24 protein-coding genes and 1 pseudogene are annotated in these 23,124 nt (G+C 62.3%); 12 read left to right on the top strand and 13 right to left on the bottom strand.

The features are described from left to right. The first annotated feature begins 252 nt into the window (after positions 1-252). Positions 253-663, top strand: coding sequence for a DUF2946 family protein (locus JQ575_RS10990; protein ID WP_212033215.1), 411 nt, complete (start codon positions 253-255; stop codon positions 661-663). Positions 664-769: 106 nt separating this feature from the next. After that, positions 770-3,148, top strand: coding sequence for a TonB-dependent receptor (locus JQ575_RS10985; protein ID WP_212033214.1), 2,379 nt, complete (start codon positions 770-772; stop codon positions 3,146-3,148). A gap of 24 nt (positions 3,149-3,172) precedes the next feature. Here JQ575_RS10985 and JQ575_RS10980 read toward each other — a convergent pair whose 3' ends face one another. From JQ575_RS10980 to JQ575_RS10965, 4 genes are all read right to left on the bottom strand, one after another. Next, positions 3,173-3,685, bottom strand: coding sequence for a GNAT family N-acetyltransferase (locus JQ575_RS10980; protein WP_212033213.1), 513 nt, complete (start codon positions 3,683-3,685; stop codon positions 3,173-3,175). Between the two features lie 68 nt (positions 3,686-3,753). Beyond that, on the bottom strand, positions 3,754-4,689 hold the full coding sequence (locus tag JQ575_RS10975; RefSeq protein ID WP_212033212.1) for a glycosyltransferase family 2 protein: 936 nt from the start codon (positions 4,687-4,689) through the stop codon (positions 3,754-3,756). Continuing rightward, a complete protein-coding gene (locus tag JQ575_RS10970) occupies positions 4,686-5,876 on the bottom strand; it encodes a hypothetical protein (protein WP_212033211.1) in 1,191 nt (396 codons plus the stop codon). The genes JQ575_RS10975 and JQ575_RS10970 overlap by 4 nt, the downstream gene beginning before the upstream one ends. 76 nt (positions 5,877-5,952) lie before the next feature. Next, positions 5,953-6,441, bottom strand: coding sequence for an NUDIX domain-containing protein (locus tag JQ575_RS10965; RefSeq protein WP_312015924.1), 489 nt, complete (start codon positions 6,439-6,441; stop codon positions 5,953-5,955). Positions 6,442-6,556: 115 nt separating this feature from the next. On the opposite strand from JQ575_RS10965, the gene JQ575_RS10960 reads away from it, so the two are divergent. Next, positions 6,557-7,444 carry a metallophosphoesterase gene (locus JQ575_RS10960; protein WP_212033210.1) on the top strand — a complete coding sequence of 296 codons (888 nt, stop codon included), beginning with the start codon at positions 6,557-6,559 and terminating at the stop codon, positions 7,442-7,444. 15 nt (positions 7,445-7,459) lie between these two features. Here the strand turns inward: JQ575_RS10960 and JQ575_RS10955 are convergent, their stop codons facing one another. The 4 genes from JQ575_RS10955 to JQ575_RS10940 form a co-directional block, all read right to left on the bottom strand. Continuing rightward, positions 7,460-8,185, bottom strand: a complete 726-nt coding sequence (locus JQ575_RS10955) for a hypothetical protein (protein ID WP_212033209.1) — start codon at positions 8,183-8,185, stop codon at positions 7,460-7,462. A gap of 22 nt (positions 8,186-8,207) precedes the next feature. Continuing rightward, the gene (locus JQ575_RS10950; protein WP_212033208.1) at positions 8,208-8,759 is read right to left on the bottom strand and encodes a hypothetical protein; all 552 of its coding nucleotides are present in this window, start codon (positions 8,757-8,759) and stop codon (positions 8,208-8,210) included. A 213-nt stretch (positions 8,760-8,972) separates the two neighbouring features. Beyond that, positions 8,973-9,179, bottom strand: a complete 207-nt coding sequence (locus JQ575_RS10945; protein ID WP_212033207.1) for a hypothetical protein — start codon at positions 9,177-9,179, stop codon at positions 8,973-8,975. A gap of 23 nt (positions 9,180-9,202) precedes the next feature. Further along, positions 9,203-10,840, bottom strand: coding sequence for an isocitrate lyase (locus JQ575_RS10940; protein ID WP_212033206.1), 1,638 nt, complete (start codon positions 10,838-10,840; stop codon positions 9,203-9,205). Between the two features lie 220 nt (positions 10,841-11,060). On the opposite strand from JQ575_RS10940, the gene JQ575_RS10935 reads away from it, so the two are divergent. Further along, the gene (locus JQ575_RS10935) at positions 11,061-12,506 is read left to right on the top strand and encodes a short-chain fatty acyl-CoA regulator family protein (protein ID WP_212033205.1); all 1,446 of its coding nucleotides are present in this window, start codon (positions 11,061-11,063) and stop codon (positions 12,504-12,506) included. 204 nt (positions 12,507-12,710) lie between these two features. Continuing rightward, positions 12,711-13,928 carry a peptide antibiotic transporter SbmA gene (sbmA, locus tag JQ575_RS10930; RefSeq protein ID WP_212033204.1) on the top strand — a complete coding sequence of 406 codons (1,218 nt, stop codon included), beginning with the start codon at positions 12,711-12,713 and terminating at the stop codon, positions 13,926-13,928. Between the two features lie 968 nt (positions 13,929-14,896). Here sbmA and JQ575_RS10925 read toward each other — a convergent pair. Together JQ575_RS10925 and JQ575_RS10920 are read right to left on the bottom strand one after the other, a co-directional pair. Continuing rightward, complete coding sequence (locus tag JQ575_RS10925) at positions 14,897-15,157, bottom strand: GlsB/YeaQ/YmgE family stress response membrane protein (RefSeq protein ID WP_192738529.1); 261 nt, start codon at positions 15,155-15,157, stop codon at positions 14,897-14,899. A 24-nt stretch (positions 15,158-15,181) separates the two neighbouring features. Next, entirely contained in the window at positions 15,182-15,637 is a 456-nt protein-coding gene (locus tag JQ575_RS10920) for a YidB family protein (protein ID WP_212033203.1), read from the bottom strand. Between the two features lie 266 nt (positions 15,638-15,903). Here JQ575_RS10920 and JQ575_RS10915 point away from each other — a divergent pair, with 266 nt between their 5' ends. The 3 genes from JQ575_RS10915 (at position 15,904) to JQ575_RS10905 (ending at position 17,265) form a co-directional block, all read left to right on the top strand. After that, positions 15,904-16,221 (top strand): hypothetical protein, encoded by a 318-nt coding sequence (locus JQ575_RS10915; protein WP_212033202.1) that lies wholly within the window; start codon positions 15,904-15,906, stop codon positions 16,219-16,221. A gap of 11 nt (positions 16,222-16,232) precedes the next feature. Continuing rightward, complete coding sequence (locus JQ575_RS10910) at positions 16,233-16,853, top strand: hypothetical protein (RefSeq protein WP_212033201.1); 621 nt, start codon at positions 16,233-16,235, stop codon at positions 16,851-16,853. A 118-nt stretch (positions 16,854-16,971) separates the two neighbouring features. Beyond that, positions 16,972-17,265, top strand: a complete 294-nt coding sequence (locus tag JQ575_RS10905) for a hypothetical protein (protein WP_212033200.1) — start codon at positions 16,972-16,974, stop codon at positions 17,263-17,265. An 11-nt stretch (positions 17,266-17,276) separates the two neighbouring features. Here the strand turns inward: JQ575_RS10905 and JQ575_RS10900 are convergent, their stop codons facing one another. Both JQ575_RS10900 and JQ575_RS46405 read right to left on the bottom strand, forming a co-directional pair. Then, complete coding sequence (locus tag JQ575_RS10900; protein ID WP_212033199.1) at positions 17,277-17,699, bottom strand: hypothetical protein; 423 nt, start codon at positions 17,697-17,699, stop codon at positions 17,277-17,279. Between the two features lie 82 nt (positions 17,700-17,781). Then, a pseudogene (locus JQ575_RS46405) lies at positions 17,782-18,980 on the bottom strand (DJ-1/PfpI family protein). A gap of 271 nt (positions 18,981-19,251) precedes the next feature. Between JQ575_RS46405 and JQ575_RS10890 the strand changes: the two are divergent. From JQ575_RS10890 to JQ575_RS10875, 4 genes are all read left to right on the top strand, one after another. Next, positions 19,252-19,638: a response regulator gene (locus JQ575_RS10890; protein ID WP_212033198.1), complete on the top strand. Its 387-nt coding sequence runs from the start codon at positions 19,252-19,254 to the stop codon at positions 19,636-19,638. A 151-nt stretch (positions 19,639-19,789) separates the two neighbouring features. Continuing rightward, complete coding sequence (locus tag JQ575_RS10885; protein WP_212033197.1) at positions 19,790-20,167, top strand: VOC family protein; 378 nt, start codon at positions 19,790-19,792, stop codon at positions 20,165-20,167. Between the two features lie 121 nt (positions 20,168-20,288). Then, a complete protein-coding gene (locus JQ575_RS10880; protein ID WP_212033196.1) occupies positions 20,289-20,648 on the top strand; it encodes a PRC-barrel domain-containing protein in 360 nt (119 codons plus the stop codon). A 561-nt stretch (positions 20,649-21,209) separates the two neighbouring features. After that, a complete protein-coding gene (locus JQ575_RS10875; RefSeq protein ID WP_212033195.1) occupies positions 21,210-22,199 on the top strand; it encodes a tripartite tricarboxylate transporter substrate binding protein in 990 nt (329 codons plus the stop codon). 138 nt (positions 22,200-22,337) lie between these two features. Here the strand turns inward: JQ575_RS10875 and JQ575_RS10870 are convergent, their stop codons facing one another. Beyond that, the gene (locus JQ575_RS10870) at positions 22,338-23,081 is read right to left on the bottom strand and encodes an enoyl-CoA hydratase/isomerase family protein (RefSeq protein ID WP_212033194.1); all 744 of its coding nucleotides are present in this window, start codon (positions 23,079-23,081) and stop codon (positions 22,338-22,340) included. Positions 23,082-23,124 lie beyond the last annotated feature (43 nt).

The raw sequence follows: 23,124 nt of genomic DNA, 5'->3' as shown, positions 1-23,124 counted from the left end.
ATATGTAATGTTATAACATAACAATCCCAACGCAGCTCGGCTGTCAACCGGGAAAACTGAGGGACGCCGGGTGCGCCCAATCGACGATGATCCGCTCGACCCGCATACCGTTGCGTGAATCACACACACGCTTTGAATTGCGTCGGCACCCGGAACAAGCACGGTTGACCCCGCGGACCACCGCTGATGTTATAATATAACATTGGGAAGGCCGAGACACCTTGGCCGGCCCGGGACAAGGCCTCCATCGTCGTGAAGTGGTTCAGGAATAACGTCAAACACGGCTCGCGGCTGGCGCTGCTCGCGCTCGCGATCCAGTTTGCGCTGTCGTGCGGGCATTACCACCCGGCCGCGGCCGCACCTGCGATCGCGACCAGCCTAGCGCAGGTTGACCTCGATCATGCGCAGATCCCCGCCGTAGCGGATGCGGCAGGCCAAGCCGCCCAAACGCAGCCACCGTCCAATCACGATACCGACCATCCGGCTGAGGCTTGCGCGATCTGCGCTGTCATTTCGCTGGCCAACAACCTCGTATTCTCGGCACCGCCGCTGTTGCTGCTGCCGCAGGCCATCGAACTTCTATACCTGACGACCGACGCCGAATTCGCGCATCTGAGTTCGGTCCGCTCACCGTTCCAGTCCCGCGCCCCTCCCGCCTCCTGACATCGATTGACTGATGCGCCCGAAGGGGATCGCCGCGTGACACGTGGCCGATCCGCCAAGGGATAATCGAATCGATCCGTCGCTTGACGGAATCAGGATCGGGACAATGACATTCACTAAAAGACGAGCGCTCAATATCGGTGGCGCAAGCTGGCTATTCCTGTGCGCGGTCGGCAACGGCGCGATGGCCCAGGACGCGGCCGCGCCATCCTCCTCGACACAACTGCCGGAAATCACCGTGACGGCGCCAAGCCCGATCGTGCGGCGGAACGTGACCCCGGCGCGAAAGCCGGCGCGCGTCGCCCGCGGCGTGCCCGGCCGCAATCGCGAACGCGATAACGAGCCGCAACCGGCCCCCGTCGCCGCCGCACCTCAACAGGGTGTGCTGCCTGTCGTGACCGACCAGTTCGCTACCGTCACCGTCATACCCAACGAGGAAATCCGCCGGCAGGGCGGTGGCACGCTCGGCGATCTCCTGTTCTCCAAGCCCGGGATCACCGGCTCGAGCTTCGCGCCCGGAGCGTCAAGCCGGCCGATCATCAGGGGTCTCGACGTCAATCGCGTCGGCATCGTCGAGAACGGGATCGGCAGCAACGGCGCCTCGGACCTCGGCGAAGATCACTTCGTGCCGATCGATCCGCTTTCCACCAATCAGATCGAGGTCATCCGCGGACCGGCAACCCTGCGTTACGGGTCCACGGCGATCGGTGGCGTTGTCAGCGCCACCAACAACCGCATTCCGGACGCTTTGCCCACCTGCGCGGCCCCCCCGTTCCAGACCTATGGACTTCCGGTGAAGGCCCCGCTCGCCAATGCCGCAGCTCCGGGGTGCCTGAACGTCGAGACCCGCACCGCGGTCAATTCGGTCGATCGCGGCGTCGAAGGCGGCATTCTGCTCGACGCCGGCGGCGGCAATGTTGCCATTCATGCCGACGCCTATGGACGCAAGTCGAGCGATTACAACATTCCGAGCTATCCCTATCTGTTCGACCAGACCCGGCCGGTCGATGGACGCCAGCCGAACTCCGCGGCGCAGGCCACCGGCGCATCGATCGGCGGTTCGTATTTCTTCCATGGCGGATTCATCGGCGCCGCCGTCACGCAGAACGACACGCTCTATCACATACCCGGCATCGACGGCGCCGATCACCAGACCCGGATCGACGCGCGCCAAACCAAATTCACGGCCAAGGGCGAATACCGGCCGGACGCGGCGGCGATCGATACGGTGCGCTTCTGGGCGGGCGCCACCGACTATAAGCACAATGAGATCGGCCTCGCCGACCCCGCCGATCTGACGACGCTGGGCGTGCGCCAGACCTTCACCAACAAGGAGCAGGAAGGCCGCGTCGAGGTACAGCTGGCACCGTTCAACGTCCGCTTCGCCGCCCTCACCACGGCTGTCGGCATCCAGGCCTCGCATCAGGAACTCACAGCACCGAGCCCGGATGATATCGGCAGTCCAGTGAACGGCTTGTGGGATCCCAACAAGAACACCAAGGTCGCCGGATACATTTTCAACGAACTGAAATTCAGCGATACGACAAAGGCGCAGATTGCCGGGCGTATCGAGCACGCCCACCTGACTGGAACGACGCCGGCCTTCATTCCGGATGAGTTCGACCTCAACGTCGATCCCGGTGCCATTGGCCCCGCCACGCCGCGCAACCTCAACTTCGCGCCGAAGAGCGGGAGTATCGGCCTGATCCAGAATCTTCCATGGAATCTGGTTGCGAGCATCACCGGCCAATATGTCGAGCGCGCCCCCAAGCCCGCCGAGCTGTTTTCACGCGGCGGTCACGATGCGACCGTCACATTCGATATCGGCAATCCCAATCTGGGTATCGAGACCGCGAAATCGGTCGAAGTCGGATTGCGACGGGCAACAGGCCCCTTGCGATTTGAAATCACCGGCTATTACACCAAGTTCAACGGCTTCATCTATCGGCGGCTGACCGGCAACACGTGCGAAGACGGCGTGTGCCAGGCCGGCCCGGGTCTCGAACTCAACCAGGCGATCTACTCCCAGCGCGACGCCACCTTCCGCGGCGGCGAATTCCAGTTTCAGTACGACGTGCTGCCGGTCTGGAACGGCCTGTTCGGGATCGAGGGACAATACGATATCGTCCGCGCGACCTTCGAGGACGGGACCAACGTACCGCGGATTCCACCGCAGCGGCTCGGAGGCGGCCTGTTCTATCGCGACGCCAACTGGCTGGCGCGCGTCAATCTGCTGCACGCCTTCGCGCAGAACGATATCGCCGTGATCGGCGAGACGCCGACGGCGGGATATAATCTGTTGAAGGCCGAACTCAGTTACAGGACCAAGCTCGATGCGTCCTGGTTCGGCGCGCGGGAAATGACGGTTGGCCTGGTCGGCAACAACCTGTTGAACGAAAACATCCGCAACTCGGTATCGTACAACAAGGACGAGGTTCTGTTGCCGGGCATCGGAATGCGGGCGTTTGCGAATTTGAAGTTCTAGCAGCCCCGCTGGAGCAGGGCGAGATCAGCGCGCCTTGCTCCAGTCCGGGCGAATGGCACCGGAGACGCCATCGAAGGCGCCGTCGACGAGTTCGGCGACCAGGAGGCGGCTGTAATCGACCGGGCCGGGCATGGTCATCCGCCCCTTCGGCACGGCCTTGAAGCCGACACGGTTGTAATAGGCCTCGTCGCCGACCAGAATGACCAGGCGATGGCCCTTTGCCTTGGCATCCGCAAGGGCGCGATCGAGCAGCATGCGCCCGACGCCGCGGCTGCGAAACGGCGGCTCGACCGTCAACGGACCGAGCATCAAGGCGGGGGTATCGCCGATGCAAACCGGCAGCTGGCGCACCGAGCCGACCATCAGCGTGCCGATCCGTGCCGTGAACGACAGATCGAGCAGATGATCGACGTGCTCGCGCAGCCGGTAGGCGCTCAGCACGAAGCGGCCGGGGCCGAAGGTGCGTTCGAGCAGACGCTCGATGGCCTGCGCGTCCTTTGGCGTTTCGGGTAATATGGTGACGGAAAGTTCGCTCATGGTAAGGCGCGGAATAGCATCTGGCAGCGGCGCGGTCCATTGCCGCCAGCGCTAAAGCCCGCTTTGCCTCATTTCTTGTTGATCGCCGGTTGCGACAGGTAGGCCAGCAGTTTCATCTCGCGGCGGCCGCGCGTCACCGTGTCCAGCACCAGCCCCGATGAGACCGACAGCACCGCCATGATCATCAAGCCCATCGACAATACCGCGGTCGGCAATCGCGGAACGATACCTTGCTCGAGATAGGTGATGATGACGGGGATCGCGAGCACGACGGAAATCACCATCAGCAACACGCCGATTGCGGTGAAGAACCGCAGCGGCTTTTCCGACCGGTAGAGTTTCAGGATGGTGCCGAGGATGCGGAAACCGTCGCGCCAGGTGTTCAGCTTGCTGAACGACCCCTCGGGCCGGGCGAAATAGGGTGTCTCGATTTCGGCCACCGGCAGCGCCAGTTCGAGCGCATGCACGCTGAGCTCGGTTTCGATCTCGAAGCCGTCCGACAACACCGGAAACGATTTGACGAAGCGGCGCGAGAACACGCGGTAGCCGGAGAGGATATCCTTGAACGCCTGACCGAACACCATCGAAAGGAATCCGGTCAGCATCCAGTTGCCGGTGCGGTGACCGGGCCGGTAGGCGGCGGCCGATTGATCGACGCGAAAGCCCACCACCATGTCGAGGTGTTCGTTGACCAGGGCCTCGATCATGCGTGGGGCGCTGGGGGCGTCGTAGGTCGCGTCGCCGTCGACCAGCACGTAGATGTCGGCGTCGATATCGGCAAACATCCGCCGGATGACATGCCCCTTGCCCTGACGGCGTTCGCTGCGCACCTCTGCGCCGGCCGCCCGCGCGAGTTCGACGGTGCGATCTCTTGAATTGTTGTCATAGACGAAGATTTCGGCCGCCGGCAGTACTCTGCGAAAATCGGCGACCACGGTCGCGACGGCCGCCTCCTCGTTGAAGCACGGCACCAGAACCGCAACTCGCAACGCTGTTGTCGTCATCGCGGACCTGCCGAATCAGGCCTGACCATGGATCGCCGATGCCGCTTCAAGGCTTTTGCCAGTTGAGGAAAGCCCGGCTCGGCGGCGGCCTCGCCGCGCAGATTGAGCGTTGCGAACAGCAGCGTCCACAGCGTGAGCATGTCGATCGGCATGATGTAATACGGCGTGAAGATCGGATGCGTCATGAAGAAAATCGCGTTCACCACCAGATTGGCGGCGAGCAAAATGGCGGCCTGCCTCGCGCCCCCCTGATTGTAGCGCCACAGCCAGGCGGTCCAGACGGCGGCAATCGCCAGCAAGGTGAACTGCACGTCCCTGAAATACTGCCAGAGGACGCTTGCATCCAGCTCCGGCGGCGTGACGTCCTGTCCGCCATAGGTCGTCGTGAAGGGGCTGCCCGCATTGATCGCATTCGCGACCAGCGTCGGCGCCATCCCGATCAGCAAGGCTGCGCCGAATGCCGCCCCTTGCAGGAACGTCTCCCTGTTTCGCGCCAGCAGGAATGCGCCGGCGAGATACAGGCAATAGCCCGCCGACAGGAACAGGTTCGGCAGGCGCAAATTCACGGAGAGACTGATCAGCAGGCCCACCAGCGCGAGCAGCACAAGCCGGTGCCGCGAGCCATCCTTGAACAGCTTCGCGGTGAGCCAGCCCGCGAGAGCGCAGACCATCATGGTCGGCGCGATCGAATAGCTCGCCTTGGTCGGATTGATCATCAGGTAGATCGCGACATCCCCGAAGACGGCCGCCAATGCGAGCGAATACCATGTTGATGCGTAGCTCAACGCGAGCAGTGCGAAACCGGTTACCACGATCGACGCCAGAACATAGAGCGGGATAACCTGGAAGCCTTCCGGGAACAGCGCCAGCGCAAACCCGGTCCCCGGCGGATATTGAATGACGGTTTTTTTCGTCTTCTCCATCCAGACGTGACAGGGAGCCCGCGTCGCCACGTTCCACTCGGGATAGCCGATCGCCTTCAGCTTGTTGGCGAGATATTGGTCGTCCTCGCGCTTGATGTCGGTGTTGAGCCCGTCCAGGCCGAACAGCTTGAACAGATGCGCCTGCCGCAAATAGCAGATGTCGTCATAGACCCCGCGGCTTTCGCTCCAGCGCGAGATGGTCCAGATGTTGCTCGCCAGCACCACCAGGAAGGCGAAGCCGCAGAGAAGTTTAATCAGTTTCATCCTGTCCGGCCCCGCCTCGACTGCTCCGCTTCTAGGGGCTGTGATGGCGGCACGCAACCGAGCGCGTGCGCAAAAATCAGCGCCAGGTCGCGGTCCGTGCCTTGAAATCCAACACTTCGGCGATCCGAAGGCGCGTACCTCGGGTAGTGTCCGCCGGCAGTGCAGCCGCATCGTAGAACCCGCATTCCACGATTTCGCGGTTGGGCTCCGGCAAGCGGTCCTGGCGGAATTGCCTGACGACATAGACCGCGACATGGTCGCGGGGCGACACGTGGACGTTGAAAAACAGGCCATGCAAGGGTGGTTCGTCGGTGAGTTCGATCCGTCCCTCCTCCATGAGTTCGCGCCGCAATGCTTCGAGGAACGTCTCGCCGACCTCGACCCCGCCGCCCGGCAGATGCCAGCCGGAGATATAGCTGTGTTTGACCAGAAACACCCTGTTGCTGCCGTCGAGCACGACGCCGCGAACCCCGAGCGTCATGCCGCGGGCGATCCGCCAATACAAATGCATTACCCGCCGCAGCTGCGGCTCGAAGCGTTTTCGAAGATTCTGCAGGGCGGTCACAAATACCTCAGATGCCGGACATGATGTTTGATCCTTGCGCAGATACGGTTGGCTTGCCAATACATGGCAGGAATTCTGGCAGGGATTCTGGCAAGCATTCCTGACGAGGTTGTTGATGGCCGCATTCACGCTGGCGCATTTGTCAGATCCGCACCTGCCGCCGCTGCCGGCGGCGCGCTTTCGCGATCTCGCGGGCAAGCGCGCGCTCGGCTACCTCAACTGGACCCGCAACCGCCACAAATACCACCGCCGCGAGGTGCTCGACGCATTGGTCGCCGACATGCAGGTCCAGCAGCCTGACCATATCGCGGTCACCGGCGACCTGGTCAATCTCGCGCTGGAAGCCGAGTTCTCGCCGGCGCAGGCCTGGCTTGAAAGCGTCGGCGCGCCGCAGCAAGTCACGGTGATTCCCGGCAATCACGACGCCTATGTGCGCGCCACCAGGCATCACTTCGCCGGAACGTTCGGCGACTATCTGCGCGGCGATGCTGGGCCCAACGGCGCGACGTTTCCTTTCGTGCGCCGGCGCGGCCCGCTGGCGCTGATCGGCGTATCCTCGGCAGTGCCGACGCTGCCGCTGATGGCGACCGGCAGGCTCGGGCGGGCCCAGCTCGATGAACTGGATCAAATCCTGACGCAATTGTCGTCCGAGCAGGCATTCCGGGTGCTGCTGGTCCATCATCCCCTGCATTCGGATTCCCGCATCAAGCGGCTGACGGATTCGCGGCAGGTGCGCGCGCTCTTGAAGCGCCATGGCGTGGAATTGGTGCTGCACGGGCACGACCACATCCATTCGACCATGTGGATCGAAGGCGCTGACCGCCAGATTCCCGCGATCGGCGTGCCTTCGGCGTCGGCGCTGGCGCACCGGCACTATCCCGCCGCGGCCTATAATCTGTTTTCGATCGAGCGCGACGGCGACCACTGGCGCTGCGTGCAGACCGTGCGCGGCTTTGGCGATGACAATGTCATCCGGCAGTTGGCGCAGGTCAGGTTGTCGTAACTGGTTCAGGCAGGGCTAGTCCCCGCCCCCACCGCCGCAACCTCCGCCGCCGTCGCCGCCGTCTCCACCACCACCCCCATCGCTACCCCCGCTATCGCCGCTACCGTGGCCGCCGTCGCCATCGCCGAAGCCCGACGACGAGCCGTCGACCGAGGAGTCCGCGAAATCACCGCCGCAATATGCGGTTCCGCTGCTGTTCTTGCGCAACTCCTCGCAGTCGGGATGATAGACAAAGCCGTTGACGATCTTGAACTTGCTGTCGAGCGCAAATAACAGCGGCAGCCGGCTCGGCCTGACAGGATCGATACTCTCGTACTTGCAGCAGTACCACCAGACCCGCCGCAGGCCCTCATTGCTCTTGCGATGCTCGCTTAGCACCACCGCCGGGGTGTGATGCAGGAAACCGCCGAACGCACGGCGGCAAAACGCATCATACTCGCGCGTGTAGAGGATAAACTCGTGCCACAGATCGTCCGCGACTTGCGAGGGCATCGAGACGTAGCGCTTGCCGCTCATGAGATAGGCGAGGAAAAACTGCCGCAGGCCCCGCGAGACCAACGCGCTGTCCTTGCGCTGGAAGCCCGGGTGATGCTGCTCCAGCCGCTGCAGCAGCCCGCTTGGCCAGCGGAAGGTGCGGATATATTCGGCACGCCTCAACGTCAGCCATTTGCCGTACAGGCTCGCGGCGATGACCAGGACGATCACCGCCACGATGGCGTTGCCGATGATGATGGCTGGCACGAGGTCCCCTTCAGGCTCCGCGCTAGAGGTTTCTCAGGCTCGCAAACAGCGCGAGGCCGAACAGGGCGGCGGCGCCGAGCAGGAAGCCGAACACGAACATTCCGAAGCCGCCGCGGCGTTTCGGCGGCTCTTCCACGACCGGCTCGACCATCGGGGTTGCCACCATCGCATGCTCGCGCTCGATCATGCGGCGCGCGACATAGTCGGTGACGGCATCGACGATGACGGGCACGTCGTGGGATTCGGCGAGCACGATGCGGCCGAAGCGGGTGTCCTGCACGAAGCGGTAGATGCGCTTGTCGCGGCCCATCAGGATGTGCGCGACCACGTCGATCCACAGCCGCGGCGTCTCGCCCTGGCTGACGCCGCGGTCGAACAGGTCGACCTTTTCGGGGACCTGCGCGAACAGGGGATCGAGCGCCTCGTTCATGATCTCGAGCCGGGCCACTTCGGCGTCGCGCAGTTCGACGACAACGCCGGTGCGGTCGGCGGCCTCGATCCGCGCCTTGCGCAGCGCGTCGCGCAGCCGGGTCGGTTGCGGCTCAATAGGGGCGGTACTCTGTACGTCTGACATCTCACGACCCGCCTTTGTCCTGAAGGGTTGGCGGCGGTTAACCTAGCAGTAACCATGTTTTCCGCAAAGCTCGTTTGTTCCCAATGACTTAGGTTTTGGTTGAAAAGGCGGTTTCCCGTTGAAAACGGCAGACGGCCCCACCCGGGATTCCGGATGGGGCCGCCCACTTACGTTTTCCTTGGACGTTTCTTCTAGTTGGTCGGCAGCAGCCGCTCAGGCCGAGACGCGGGAGGGCTCTTCGACGATCGAAAAGCGCACGCCGGCCTTGTGGCGGTTCTCTTCCGAGACCGCGCGCCAGGCATCCTCTGCCTCTTTGCGGGTCTTGAAGGGTCCCTGTACCTGAGCCGAGCCTTCCACGAGCTTGTGGAAGTTCATCGAGCCGAACTCGCCGCCAATCACCCAGAAATTGCTCTTCGTCATGACTAGTCTCCTGCTTGTTACCGTTAGCCGAACTGGTTCATCGTGTTGTGGGCGCCGCCCGCCTTCAGAGCGGCTTCCCCGGCGAAATATTCCTTGTGCTCGTCACCGATATCGGAGCCGGCCATGTTCTGATGCTTGGCGCAGGCGATACCCTGACGGATCTCCTGGCGCTGAACATTCTTCACATAGCCCAGCATGCCCTGCTCGCCGAAATATTCCCTCGCGAGATTATCGGTCGACAGCGCTGCCGTGTGATAGGTCGGCAACGTGATCAGATGGTGGAAGATGCCGGCGCGCTTGGCTGAATCGGCCTGGAAGGTGCGGATGCGCTCGTCGGCTTCAATGCCCAGCGGCGTATCGTCGTATTCCGGCTTCATCAGTTCGGCGCGGTTGTACTTGCTGACATCCTTGCCGGCTTCCTTCATCGCGTCGTAGACCTGCCAACGGAAGTTGAGCGTCCAGTTGAACGACGGCGAGTTGTTGTAGGCCAGCTTCGCGTTCGGAACGACCTCGCGAATGCGGTCGACCATCTTGGCGATCTGCTCGATATGCGGCTTCTCGGTTTCGATCCACAACAGGTCGGCGCCGTTCTGCAGCGAGGTGATGCTGTCGAGCACGCAGCGGTCTTCGCCCGTGCCGGCACGGAACTGATAGAGGTTGCTGGCGAGCCGCTTCGGACGCAGCATCTTGCCGTTGCGGTTGATGATGACATCGCCGTTCCGGGCATTCTCGGCCGTGATTTCCTCGCAATCCAGGAAGCTGTTGTACTGATCGCCGATGTCGCCGGGCTTGTGGCTGACAGCGATCTGCTGCGTGAGACCAGCACCCAGCGAGTCGGTGCGGGTCACGACGATGCCGTCTTCGACGCCGAGTTCAAGGAAGGCATGGCGGCACGCCCGGATCTTCGCCAGGAACACCTCGTGCGGCACAGTCACCTTGCCGTCCTGGTGGCCGCACTGCTTTTCGTCGGAGACCTGGTTTTCGATCTGCAGAGCGCACGCACCTGCTTCAATCATCTTCTTTGCGAGCAGGTAGGTCGCCTCCGCATTGCCGAAACCGGCGTCGATGTCGGCGATGACAGGCACGACATGGGTCTGGAAGTTGTCGACCTTCTCGATCAGTTCCTTTTCCTTCGCCTTGTCGCCTGCCTTGCGGGCGGCGTCGATGGCGCGGAAGATATCGTTGAGCTCACGGGAGTCGGCCTGACGGAGGAAGGTGTAGAGCTCTTCGATCAGCGCCGGCACCGAGGTCTTCTCGTGCATCGACTGGTCGGGAAGCGGTCCGAACTCGGAGCGCAGCGCGGCGATCATCCAGCCGGACAAATAGAGATAACGGCGATCGGTCTTGCCGCCGAAATGCTTCTTCACCGAAATCAGCTTCTGCTGCGCGATGAAGCCATGCCAGCAACCCAGCGACTGGGTGTACTTGGTCGGATCGGCGTCATAAGCAGCCATATCGCTGCGCATCAGCGCCGCGGTGTAGCGGGCGATGTCCAGGCCGGTCTTGAAGCGGTTCTGCAGACGCATGCGCGCCACGGCCTCGGCAGTGACGCCGTTCCAGGTCGGCTGGGTCTCGAGCAGCGCCTTGGCAGCGCCAAGCTCGCTCGCGTAGGAAGCGGGTCCCTTGATGGCCTGGTCGATGCCACGTGGCTGATAGTTCATTTGCTTAATCCTTTCGGTGACGACTAATTTGCAGCCTTCGCCATTCTTTGCCGTAATCGACATTCATGACAGTGCATTGCAAAACGTACCGAGAGCTAAACGCCAAAATCCTGATTTCGTATAGATAGCTTGATTTTGAATGGTGATGTCATGTAACATCTGAACTTGTCACAGTTGTTATTTTGTCAATTTTGTCACAAAACCCGTCAGAAGGGCTGACATGGCTGGTGAGTCCGGAAAGAAGCTGTTCGTCGGTCCGCGGTTTCGCCGGATCCGCCAGCAGCTCGGCCTGTCGCAGACCCAGATGGCCGAGGGCCTGGAGATTTCTCCGAGCTATATCAACCTGATAGAGCGCAACCAGCGCCCGGTGACCGCGCAGCTGCTGCTCCGGCTGGCGGAGACCTATGACCTCGATTTGCGCGATCTGGCGACCGCCGACGAGGATCGCTTTTTCGCCGAGCTGAACGAGATATTCTCCGATCCGTTGTTTCGGCAAATCGACCTGCCGAAGCAGGAACTGCGCGATCTCGCTGAATTGTGCCCCGGTGTGACTCATTCCCTGCAACGGCTGTACGCCGCCTATACCGAGGCCCGCCGCGGCGAAACGCTGGTCGCGGCGCAAATGGCCGACCGCGACGAGGGAACCCGGTTCGAGGCCAATCCGATCGAGCGGGTGCGCGATCTGATCGAGGCCAACCGCAATTACTTCCCTGAACTCGAACAGGCCGCCGAAAGCCTGCGCGACGAACTGGGCGCGCCGTCCGAGGAATTGTTTGCGGCCCTCGCCGCGCGATTGCGCGAAAAGCATTCGATCGTCACCCGCATCATGCCTGTCGACGTGATGCGAGAGACGCTGCGGCGGTTCGACCGCCATCGCCGGCAGCTGCTGGTCTCCGAACTGGTCGATGGCCCCGGCCGGGCCTTCCAGCTCGCGCTGCAGATCGGGCTGGCCGAATGCAGCGCCAGCATCGATGCCATCGTCAACCGCGCCGGCCCGCTCGACGACACGCCGCGAAGGCTCTACCGGATTACGCTGGCGAATTACTTCGCTGCCGCCACCATGATGCCCTACCAGACGTTTCATTCCGCGGCCGAAGCGCTGAACTACGACGTGCACGTGCTGGCGCAGCGCTTCAATGCCGGCTTCGAGCAGGTCTGCCATCGCCTGACCACGCTGCAGCGGCCGAACGCGCGCGGCGTGCCATTCTTCCTGCTCCGCGTCGACAATGCCGGCAATGTCTCCAAGCGGTTTTCCTCCGGCACGTTTCCGTTCTCGAAATTCGGCGGCACCTGCCCGCTGTGGAACGTGCATTCGACCTTCGACACGCCGGACCGGCTGCTCAAGCAGGTCATCGAATTGCCAGATGGTACCCGTTACTTCTCGATCGCGCAGATGGTGCGCCGGCCGGTGGCGCCGCACCCGCAGCCGCAGCCGCGCTTTGCGATCGGTCTTGGGTGCGAAATCCGCCATGCCGCCAAGCTGGTCTATGCCGCCGGCATGGACCTGGAGAAAACCGAGGGCACGCCGATCGGGGTCAACTGCCGGCTCTGCGAGCGCGAGAACTGCAGCCAGCGCGCCGAGCCGCCGATCACGCGCACCCTGATCCTGGATGAGAACACGCGGCGCGTGTCGTCGTTTGCGTTCAGCAATGCGAGAGAGTTGTGAGTGTTTGAGATTTCTAAGTGCATCAACATTGGGACTGTCATTCTCCGATGCGCAATTGCGCATCGTAGATGGTGCGTTAGCACCAGCCTCAGGGGCGCAATTGCGCCCCCGGGGAATCTCGAGATTCCGGGTTCGATGCTTCGCATCGCCCCGGAATGACGGCCTCCCCAGAGCCACAAATCCTCTGACCTGAGAGACAACCGAATGTTCGTTTCATTCTTCCCCCGCCCAAAGCTGCTCTTTATCTCCGCGATCGTGTGGGCCGCGCTGGCGATGATACTCTGGTACAGTTACGCCAGCGAACTGTACGGATCGTCGGCGCCCGTTGTCGGCGTCGCGACCTTCTGGTCGGTGCGCTCGCTGTGGTTCGATCTGTATTTCGTCGTGTGCGTCGCCATCTTCACCGCTGGCTGGATGTGGTTCTCACCGCATCCCTGGGTGTGGTGGTCCATCCCGGGCTCGGCGCTGATCCTGTTCGCCACCTATTTCCAGGTCCAGGTCAGCGTCGCCGTCAACACCTGGTACGGGCCGTTCTATGACATGATTCAGGCAGCGCTTGCGAAAACCAGGGTCATCACATTCGAAGAATTCTATGGTCAACTGGCGACCTTCGCCGGCATCGCGCTGGTCGCCGTTGTGGTCGGCACGCTGAACCGTTTCTTTGTCAGCCATTACATCTTCCGCTGGCGCACCGCGATGAACGATTTCTACGTGGCGTACTGGCCGCGGCTGCGCACCATCGAGGGCGCCTCGCAGCGCGTCCAGGAAGACACGATGAGATTTGCAACCATCACAGAAGGCCTCGGCGTCAATTTCATCAGCGCGATCCTGACGCTGATCGCCTTCCTGCCGGTGCTGCTCAAACTGTCCAGTCTTGTCACCGAGCTGCCGCTCGTCGGAGCGATCCCCTATCCGCTGGTGGTCGCCGCAATCGTGTGGTCGATCTTCGGAACTGGCCTGCTGGCATTGATCGGCATCAAGCTGCCAGGCATCGAGTTCTTCAACCAGCGGGTAGAGGCGGCCTACCGCAAGGAGCTCGTGCTCGGCGAAGACAGTGCGGACCGCGCCGATCCGCCGACCCTGAATGAGTTGTTCAAGCACATTCGCAAGAACTATTTCTGGTTCTATCTGAATTACCTGTACTTCAACGTCGGCCGCATTGTCTATTTGCAGACCGACGTCATCTTCCCCTACATCCTGCTGGCGCCGACGATCATCGCCGGCAAGCTCACGCTGGGTCCGTTGCAGCAGATCCTGAATGCGTTCACGCAGGTGAGAAACTCGTTCCAGATACTGATCAACTCCTGGACCACGATCGTCGACCTGCTCTCGGTCTACAAGCGCCTCCGCGCGTTCGAGGCCACGATCGTCGGCGCGCCGCTGCCCGACATCGAGCACGTGAAGGAACCGGCGGGTATTTGAAGTAAAGGTCGTCATTGCGAGCCCCGCTGCGTTCCCTCCCCCCTTGCGGGGGAGGGTTAGGGAGAGGGGTTCTCACGGGCAGTCTCGCTTGGAGCCACCCCCAGCCCTCCCCCGCAAGGGGGGAGGGAGCCGACCATTCGTGTGGCGCGACCGTGCCTCTACCATCATCCAAACACACTTACGCATTCTCGCGACGCATTGCGCCCGAGCTTTGCAAGTAACTTCCTTACCCTCATGAAATCAGAGGGCGCAGGGAATGCCGGATGCGCGCTGCACCCGCGGTCTCATGTGCGATTGTGCATAAGAATGCTGCACATGAGCATACAGGGCAGCGGAGAGCATCCGACATTCCCTGCGCAATGGCTTTACGGCTTATGACGCGCTCTCCCCGGTGAGACGGCCTCTATTGCCACCGTCGCCCCTCGGAAGCGTTAGCTCCCGAAAGACTTGGCGCCGTTACGGGCGTCAGGACCACACGCTTTTGCCGTACGCATCGGCCGCGACCGTCAATCGCAACGTCAGCGTCCACCGCGACCCGCCCCTCGTTGTGACGATGGCCAACGCCCCTCTGAGTGGGACGGGATGGGCGAGAATGTGCCGGTGATTTGGGTCGGATGGAAAGAGAAATATTTTGATTTTCGGAAATTTTAGGACTTGACATGATTTTTGAATATCAGAAGTGATTTGCCCGTCGCGCCAGATTGCCGCAGTCAGCTGATGCTTCCAAGGAAATAGCGCCGCTTACCGAACACCGTCATGCCCGGCCTTGCCGCCTTCGCTAAAGCTTCGGCGGGCCTGCGACTCGTGGCCTCGTCGAAGCCTTGGCGGAGACGGGTGCCGGGCATCCACGTCTTGGCTCCCGTTAGCAAGAAAGACGTGGATGGCTTGGACATAGGCGAGCGGTAGCGACGCCGTCCTACAGACGGCTATGCCCGGCCATGACGAGAAAGGTGATGACCGTGCGCCGCTCAGACGGCGCGGCGGCGACCTGCAACCATGCTGTAGACAAGCAGCACCACGATGGCACCCACGACCGCGCCGATCAGGCCGGCACCCTCGCCGGGCCGATACCAGCCCAGTGCCTGGCCGAGAAACGACGCAACGAACGCCCCGACGATGCCGAGGATCGTCGTGAGGATGAACCCCGAGGGCTCGTTGTCTCCGGGCATGATGAACTTCGCTATCACGCCGGCCACGAAACCAATAATGATCGTCCAGATAATGCCCATATCAAAATCCTCGGGTTGTGAGCGTCAGCTCGGAAGGCGCCCGTCGGGCGTATATTGATCAACGGCGTTTGGCAGTTCTCGCGACAGCCTTGCCAGCAGTTCTTCCTGCGACAGGCCGGTTTGCTGTTCGAGTGCGGCCAGCACATCCGCGCCGATAGCCTGTTTCAGTTGCGGGGCAGGAAGCTCCTTGTTCGGTCCCTTGCCGACCCAGGACTCGGCGGCATCTCCCTGGCCGTTCTCCTTGAAGCGTTCGAGCAACTCGCCAAGCCCGCCGCCAAGCAGTCCGCCGACACCGCCGCCGCCGAGCGCTCCGCCGAGATTGCCGAGTAGGCCACCCAAAGGATTTTGCTGGCCGCCGGCGCCCGGCTGCGTATTGCCGGTCGCGCCTTTCAGCATCTCGGCGATCTTGTCCCTGTTCTGGTAGCCCGCCAGAGCGAGCAAGCCCAATAGCGCCGTCATCGATGGCATCCCGCGGGACATGTGCGTCTCCTTGTTTGAATCACTGAATCACCGCGCCTGTAACGTGCCAGTTCCCGCCGGGTTCCATGCAAGCCGTCAGATGGCTTCGATTTTCGTCTGAGAGGATTTGTCCATTCGCACAGTGGCGGCACTGACCGTCACGACAGCCCGCCAACGATCATACCCACCGGTCACGTGGCGCCGGACAAAGATGCTTAACGTCGCAATGCGAGGAACCAAAGACACAACGGGAGATTAGGCCCGCTCCTGAAACTCTGGAGAAAATTATGAAACGCTCAGTTCTTTTCGTTTGTATCGGATTGTTGGCGGCCACCACGGCCTCCGCGCAAAATCCGCCGGCGCAGTCCGGACCAAACAACAACGCGGTCAACAGCGCCGGACAAAACAACTCCAACGCTCCTGTCGCGGGTCGCAACAGTTTCACCGAAGGACAAGCCAAGTCGAAAATCGAGGATGCCGGCTACACCAACGTCACCGAACTGAAGAAGGACGACAATGGTGTGTGGCGCGGCAAGGCCAGCAAGAGCGGGTCCGCTGCTGCGGTGAGCGTCGATTTTCAAGGCAACGTCAATACTGCCAAGTAAGGAAAAATAAAATGACCGTCACAATCTCTCGCCTTTACGACAATCACACTGACGCTCGGCAAGCCGTGCAGCGCCTCGAAACCGCCGGCGTACCGCACTCGGACATCAGCCTGGTCGCCAATAATTCCGACGGCTGGTTCAACACCGACAAGAAGGTGGATCGCGACCGCGACGGCACCGACGACCGCGCCGAAGGTGCCGGCACGGGTGCCGGCATCGGCGCCGGCGTCGGTGGCGCAGCCGGCCTTCTGGCCGGACTAGGCTTGCTGGCGATCCCCGGACTGGGGCCCGTTGTTGCGGCCGGCTGGCTGGCCGCCACGGCGGTTGGCGCGGCCGCAGGTGCCGCCACCGGCGGTATCGTCGGCGCGCTCACGCAAGCCGGCGTTTCGGAAGCCGATGCTCACTCCTACGCCGAGGGCATTCGCCGAGGCGGCACGCTGGTGTCAGCACGCGTAGCGGATGCGGATCGTTCCCGCTTTGAGGCGGCATTGAACGAGTCGGCCGTCAACCTGAGCGACCGCAGCGCCGCCTGGCAGAAGACCGGGTGGAAGTCGTTCGATCCCGCCAGCAAGCCCTACGGCGCCGAGGAAGTCCGCAAGGAACGGCAGCTGTACGGCGGCGGACTTCGCTAAGCAAAGCATCAAGGCGGCCCGCCCCGGCGGGCCGCTTCTTTGCCGAGCATCGGCACTCAGCGATGAGAGATCAGTCATCGACGCAGTTCGCGGTCGAACATACAGGCCTTTAACGGACATGTTTTTCTTCCCCTGGTATTCCGCCATGATGCTTGCCGTTGAAGCAGGCACCGTTATCGACAGGAGATTGTGGAAGATAGCCCAGGGCGGGGCCGAAGGGGCGGCCGAAAGTCATCTGATGGTCCAAGAGAAGGTCGATGCCTTGTTTCAGGCGGGGTCCGTTCTTTTGGCTGGAGGAAGCTCCGCGGAGGTTATCGACATGTATCGCAAGCATGTGGCTGCCAACGCGTTACGGCTGCAGCCGCTCCTCGCGGCGCAAATCAACAAGCCGGAAGCAATACGTCCCTCCTAGGCGGACGAACTCTAATCGTCGTCCGCGGCCCAGGGGACGGTGCCGCTCTTCCACTTGCCTTCGACCTTGTCGGCATCCTCGATCAGTTGATCGATGACGCTGATCGGCTTCTTGCCCGGGTTCTTCTGGCAGAATTCGTAGATCAGCGGGAGGATCTTTTTTTCGTTCATCAAATAGAGGTCGACATACTGGCTGTCGCCCTCCAGCAACGCGATGTTGGCGGCGCTCATATAGCCCTGGACCCAATAAAATATCAGGGAGTTGGTCACGTTGTTGAAGCCCTCTTCCGGCTTCATGTCCTTGGCCAGCTTTTCACAGGACGCGACGCCGATCCCGTTGGTCGCCAATGGTTGTGCGCCGGCCGGCGCGGCGAAGGTGAAGAAGCAAGCTGCAACGGCCGATAGTCCGCAAGGAATGCGATTGATAGCGCTCATGGAAGCTCCGTTGGTGCGCAAATCCTAAAAATACGCCGCGCAGATTGCCTCATCGGCGGATGCAAGTCGAATCTTCTCGCCCTTAAGGTAAAGACTTCTGCCACCAAGGCGACGCGACCGCTGTGCGCTTCTCAATGCGCGCACCATGCCTCGGATATTCCAGCTGCATCGCGACAAAGTCGGAGGTCGCCATGCCGTAGCGCTCCTCGATTGCGGCCAGCGTCTGGTCCAACGCCTTGGCCGGCGGCGTAACGCCGATCGCGGGCAGCCGCCGCTCGGCCGGCCAGTCGGCCGCGACTTCTTCGGGAACGATGCGAATGCCGTTGCGGGTCGATAGCGCGCCCGCGGTAGCGGCAAACGTTATTGCGCGTGAGCGGTAGGTGCGCGACCAGGCGTCCGCGACGAGGGCCAGCGACACCTCGTCCATGCCGGGCGAAAGCTCGATGCCGAGCTGCTCGCGATTCCAGAAGGCGATGACGTTGCGCATCGCCGTCAGCGCGAACGGGCGCGTGAACTGAAAAGCGCTGCTGTCATGACGCGCGTCCCAGTCGGCAAGGCCGATGTCGCGGCCGACGGCTTCGGCCCTGGCGCGGCCGGCGATGGCCTCGATCAGGGTCAGCGACATCGGCATCGAGGCTGATATTCCCGTCGTCGTCGCAACGGCGCCGTCGACCACCAGCCGCCGGTTCGCGACATAGCGGATCGACGGATGCTTGCCCTGCAATTCCTTCAGCGAATACCAGTGCGTTGTCGCCGCTTGCCGTGGAGCAATCCGGCGTCGCCGACGACTTTTGCTCCGGCACAAACGCCGATGACGATCGCGCCCTTGGCAGCCTGGCTCCGGATCCATTGCAGCGCAGATGGATCGTCGTCGCGGCTCATGGCGGGGACGATGACATAATCGGCTCCATCAGGATGCTGCGCGTCGAAATCAGCGGTGGTCGCCTGCGGCTCCACCTTCAGCACCGGGAATAGCGACATCGGACCCGGATTGGTTGCCAGCGTCACCACATCGGCGACATCGGCGCGCCGCAGGATGCCATAGGGCATCAGATAGTCCGTGGTCTCGGTGGCGTCATTGATGCCGATGATCGCGATCAGCGGACGCTGGCGTTTCGGCGGCTTCAGCGCGGCAATGGTGGCCTCGGCCTCCTCTTTCGCGATCGGCGGCGCGGTCGCAAACGAAGGCGCCGGAGGCAGCGTGATAATCCAGCCCGCGAAGATGATTGCGAACAGCGCCGGGGCGCCGAGGCCGATCCATTTTACAAGTCGCCAGTTCATGCTTGGCTCTGACTTCCATTGCGATCTGGCGCGCAAGCTACTGCGCGCATGGCCGCGCCGAAATGGCGTAAATCGCGCAAAAACAGACATGCGTTGGAACGCCGTCATCGTTCACGATTTCATGAACGAGAGCCTCACGGCCGGTTCCCGGCAGCGGTCATCATCTTGCCAACGTTCTGGCCTGAACAGGATTTCGGTTGGTTGAACGGCGCGCAGGAGCCCGCGCGCCCCGCATGTCACCCAGTACGATCGACCAAGCCAGAGGTTAGCGTTGTCGGAATCTCCCCTCATTCTCGTCGTCGAAGACGAGTACCCGTTGCAGGGCATCGTCGAAGCAGCGCTGATCGACGGCGGTTTTCAAACCGACATTCTGTCCTCGGGCGAAGAGGCGCTGACCCTGGTCAGGGGCCGGGTCAAGAACTACCGGGCGCTCGTCACCGATGTCAGCCTGAAGGGCACGATGAGCGGCTGGGACGTGGCGCGACAGGTCAGGGAGATCGACCCGTATTGTCCGGTCATCTACATCACGGGCCTGGCCGCGGATGAATGGTCATCGCGGGGCGTGCCCAACAGTGTGCTGTTGCAGAAGCCGTTCGCGCCGGCGCAACTCGTCACGGCGGTTTCCCAGCTGCTGAATGCCGGGTCGGCTACAGCGTAGGCAACGGCCGAACGCAGCCTCACCTCACGCCGCCCGATGAGCCCGACGTCAATCACTTCCCTATTCCCGCCTGCGCTGTTACGTTCGACCTCGCAAAAAACAGGACAAAACGTCGCCGATCGCTCGGCGCAACTTTGGGGAGAAAGACAACATGTTTTCGCACGTCATGATCGGGACCAATGATCTGGAGAAGGCCAAGGTGTTTTATGACGCCTTGCTGGGCACGCTCGACATTCCGCCCGGGCGGGTCGACCGCCACCGCATCTTCTACCGCAGCAAAACCGGCACCTTCTCGGTGTCGAAGCCGATCGATGGCAAGGAAGCATGCTACGCCAATGGCGGCACCATCGGCTTTACCGCCAATTCCCCCGAACAGGCCGACGCGTTCCATGCGGCCGGCCTCGCCCATGGCGGCAAGACCTGCGAGGATCCGCCCGGCATCCGCGAAGGCAGCGGGGTGAAACTCTACATCGCCTATTTGCGCGATCCTGACGGCAACAAGCTCTGCGCGCTGCACCGCGTGGCGTGAAAAGATTTCGTCATGGCCGGGCTTGTCCCGGCCATGACGAGCCACCCCGGCGCGTCGAATCCTCGCAGGAACAATTCGTGATTCCGCCGGTTGCTCGTTCTCGAACAATGGAGGAGCAACCATGGTTACGGAAGCAAGAGAAACCGGTTCCCTGATCGGCAGCGACAAGGTGGAAGGAACCGCCGTGTACGGCGCCGATGACACCAAGATCGGATCGATCGAACGCGTCATGATCGACAAGATGAGCGGCAAGGTCTCGTATGCCGTGTTGAGCTTCGGCGGCTTTCTCGGGATCGGTGACGACCATTATCCGCTGCCCTGGCAGTCGCTGAAATACGACACCAATCTCGGCGGCTATCGCACCGGCATTACCGAGACGCAGCTCAAGGGCGCGCCGCGATACGGCAACGACAACGCCTGGAACTGGTCCGACCCAGCGCGCGTACGCACGGTCAACGACTATTACGGCATCGCGATCTAGCAACCGATGCAATGAAGGCCCGCTCTCAAGCGGGCCTTTTCGTTTGGCGGGACGCAATTTCGGGACGGTTAATCATAAGCTTAAGGTTTGGCCTGGAATCGCATTGCCGAAAGCTAAATGGCCACAGGATGCGAGGACGATCTCTTAAGGAAGCTCCGGTACAGCTGCAGGGTAATCGACCTTCCAAACAAGACGGGTAACGGCCCGCGGCCCAGGGACCAGACGATGGACGATTCGGTTCAAATCCGCTGCCACCGCTGCAAATCGTGTTTTCGCGAAAAGGCGCGACGGCTGCAAAGCGGCTATTCCCGGCAGTGCATCAGCTGCGAAACGATGCTGTTCTTTGATGACGGCTCTGCCGACAAGAACATCCAGCGGACGCTGCGGGACGCAAGAAGAATTCGCAAGGAGCTTCGCGAAGCCGAAGCCGAAAAGTTCGCCACCTCGGCCTTGGTGTCCTCGAGCCGTGAGTCCTCAAGCGCAAGGTCCGCGACCTCGGGTCGCGAAAACTAGGCCGGCCCCTGGAATTGAGCTAGCATTGGCGTTCCCGGGGGCACGCCCATGACAATTCACCGTCAAATTCAACGCCGGCAATTCCTGCAGCTCACGGCCGCCGGCCTCGCCGCGCCGGCGTTTCCGCATGCCGCCGCGGCGGAGGATTACCCGTCCCGGCCGGTGCGCATCGTTGCCGGCTTTGCCGCCGGCGGCGGCGTCGACATCACGGCGCGGCTGATCGGCCAGTGGCTCAACGAGCGGCTCGGGCAATCCTTCGTGGTCGAAAACCGCACCGGCGCCGGCGGCAATATCGGCACCGAGGCCGTGGTCGGCGCCGCGCCCGACGGCTACACGCTGCTGCTCGCCACCGTGCCGAACGCGGTCAACGCCGCGCTCTACAATAATCTGAAGTTCAACTTCATCCGCGACATCGCCCCGGTCGCCGGGATCATCCGCGTGCCGATGATCATCCTGGTGCATCCCTCGATGCCGGTCAAAACCGTTCCTGAATTGATCGCCTATGCCAAGGCCAATCCGGGCAAGGTCAACATGGCCTCCGCCGGCAATGGCAGCGCGCCGCATATGGCGGGCGAGCTGTTCAAGATGATGACCGGCGTCAACATGGTGCATGTGCCCTATCGCGGCCAGGGTCCGGCGCTGACCGATCTCCTGGGCGGCGAGGTGCAGGTGCTGTTCGCCACCGCGCCGGGCACGACGGATTATATCGCCAGCGGCAGACTGCGCGCGCTGGCGGTAACGAGCGCGGCGCGGGCGGAAGTGGCGCCGGAGCTGCCGCCGGTCGGCGATTTCGTGCCGGGCTACGAGACCAGCCAATGGTATGGCATGTGCGCACCCGCCAGGACGCCGGCTGACATCATCGGCAAGCTCAACAAGGAGATCAACGCAGGCATCGCCGACGGCCGCATGAAAGACCGCCTCGCCGCGATCGGCGGCGAGCCGCTGCCGGGCACGCCGGCCGAGTTTGGAAGGTTGATCGCGGAAGAGACGGTGAAATGGGCCAAGGTGGTACAGGCCGGCGGGTTGAAGCCGGATTGAGGTTGGTCTATCCGCGTTGTCACCGTCATCCTGAGGTGCGCGCGTTTGCGCGCCTCGAAGGATGAGTACGTCCCGTGGCCCATCCTTCGAGGCTCGCTCCGCTCGCACCTCAGGATGACGTCAACCAACACGGCGCGCCTACCTTCCCTTATAAACCGCGCGGCGCTTTTCCTTGACCGCGGCGGCGGCCTCGATGGCGTCTTCGCTTTCCTTGACTTCATAGAGCTGGCGCTGGGCGCGGCCGGATTGCTCGGAGGGCCCAACCGGCAGGACGCCTTCGGTGACGAAGCGCTTCAGGGTTTTCAGCACCAGCGGCGAGAACTCGGTCATCTCGCGCGCCATCTTCAGCGCGGCCTCAACCTGCTGCCCGACCGGCACCACCTCGTTGACGAGGCCGATATTCCAGGCGCGCTGCACCTCGACGATGCGGCACAGCAGCATCATCTCCATCGCGACCTTGTGCGGGATGCGCGCAGCCAATCCTGCGATCATGCCGCCGGTAAATCCCATCCGCGCTTCCGGATAGGAGAACTTGGCGTTCTCGGCCGCGACGGTGAGATCGCACATCATCGACAGCACCAGCGCACCGCCGACGCACCAGCCGCCCACCGCCGAGATGATCGGCTTTGTCGTCTCAAACCCGACGGTCGGAATGCAGCGCCACAGTTCGGGAAAATTGCCGGTGTCGGCGCCGCCGGAAAACGCCTCATTGCCGGCACCGGTCAATACCGCGGCCTTCTGCGTCGGCGAGCGCTCGAATTCGACAAAGGCCTTCTGCAGCAACAGCGCCGTCTCGGCGCAGATCGCGTTGCGGCGTTCCGGCCGGTTGATCGTGACCAGCGTGGTGCCGTCGGAATTGTTCTCGACCAGAACTTTTTGCATGTTATTTTCCTCCCCGGATGCAGGGAGCGTAGCATTGGGCGGG

Source organism: Bradyrhizobium sp. JYMT SZCCT0428 (genome assembly GCF_018131075.1).
Lineage (GTDB): Bacteria > Pseudomonadota > Alphaproteobacteria > Rhizobiales > Xanthobacteraceae > Bradyrhizobium.
The sequence above is the reverse complement of the archived record's forward strand: the minus strand, read 5'-3'. Positions and strand labels throughout refer to the sequence as shown.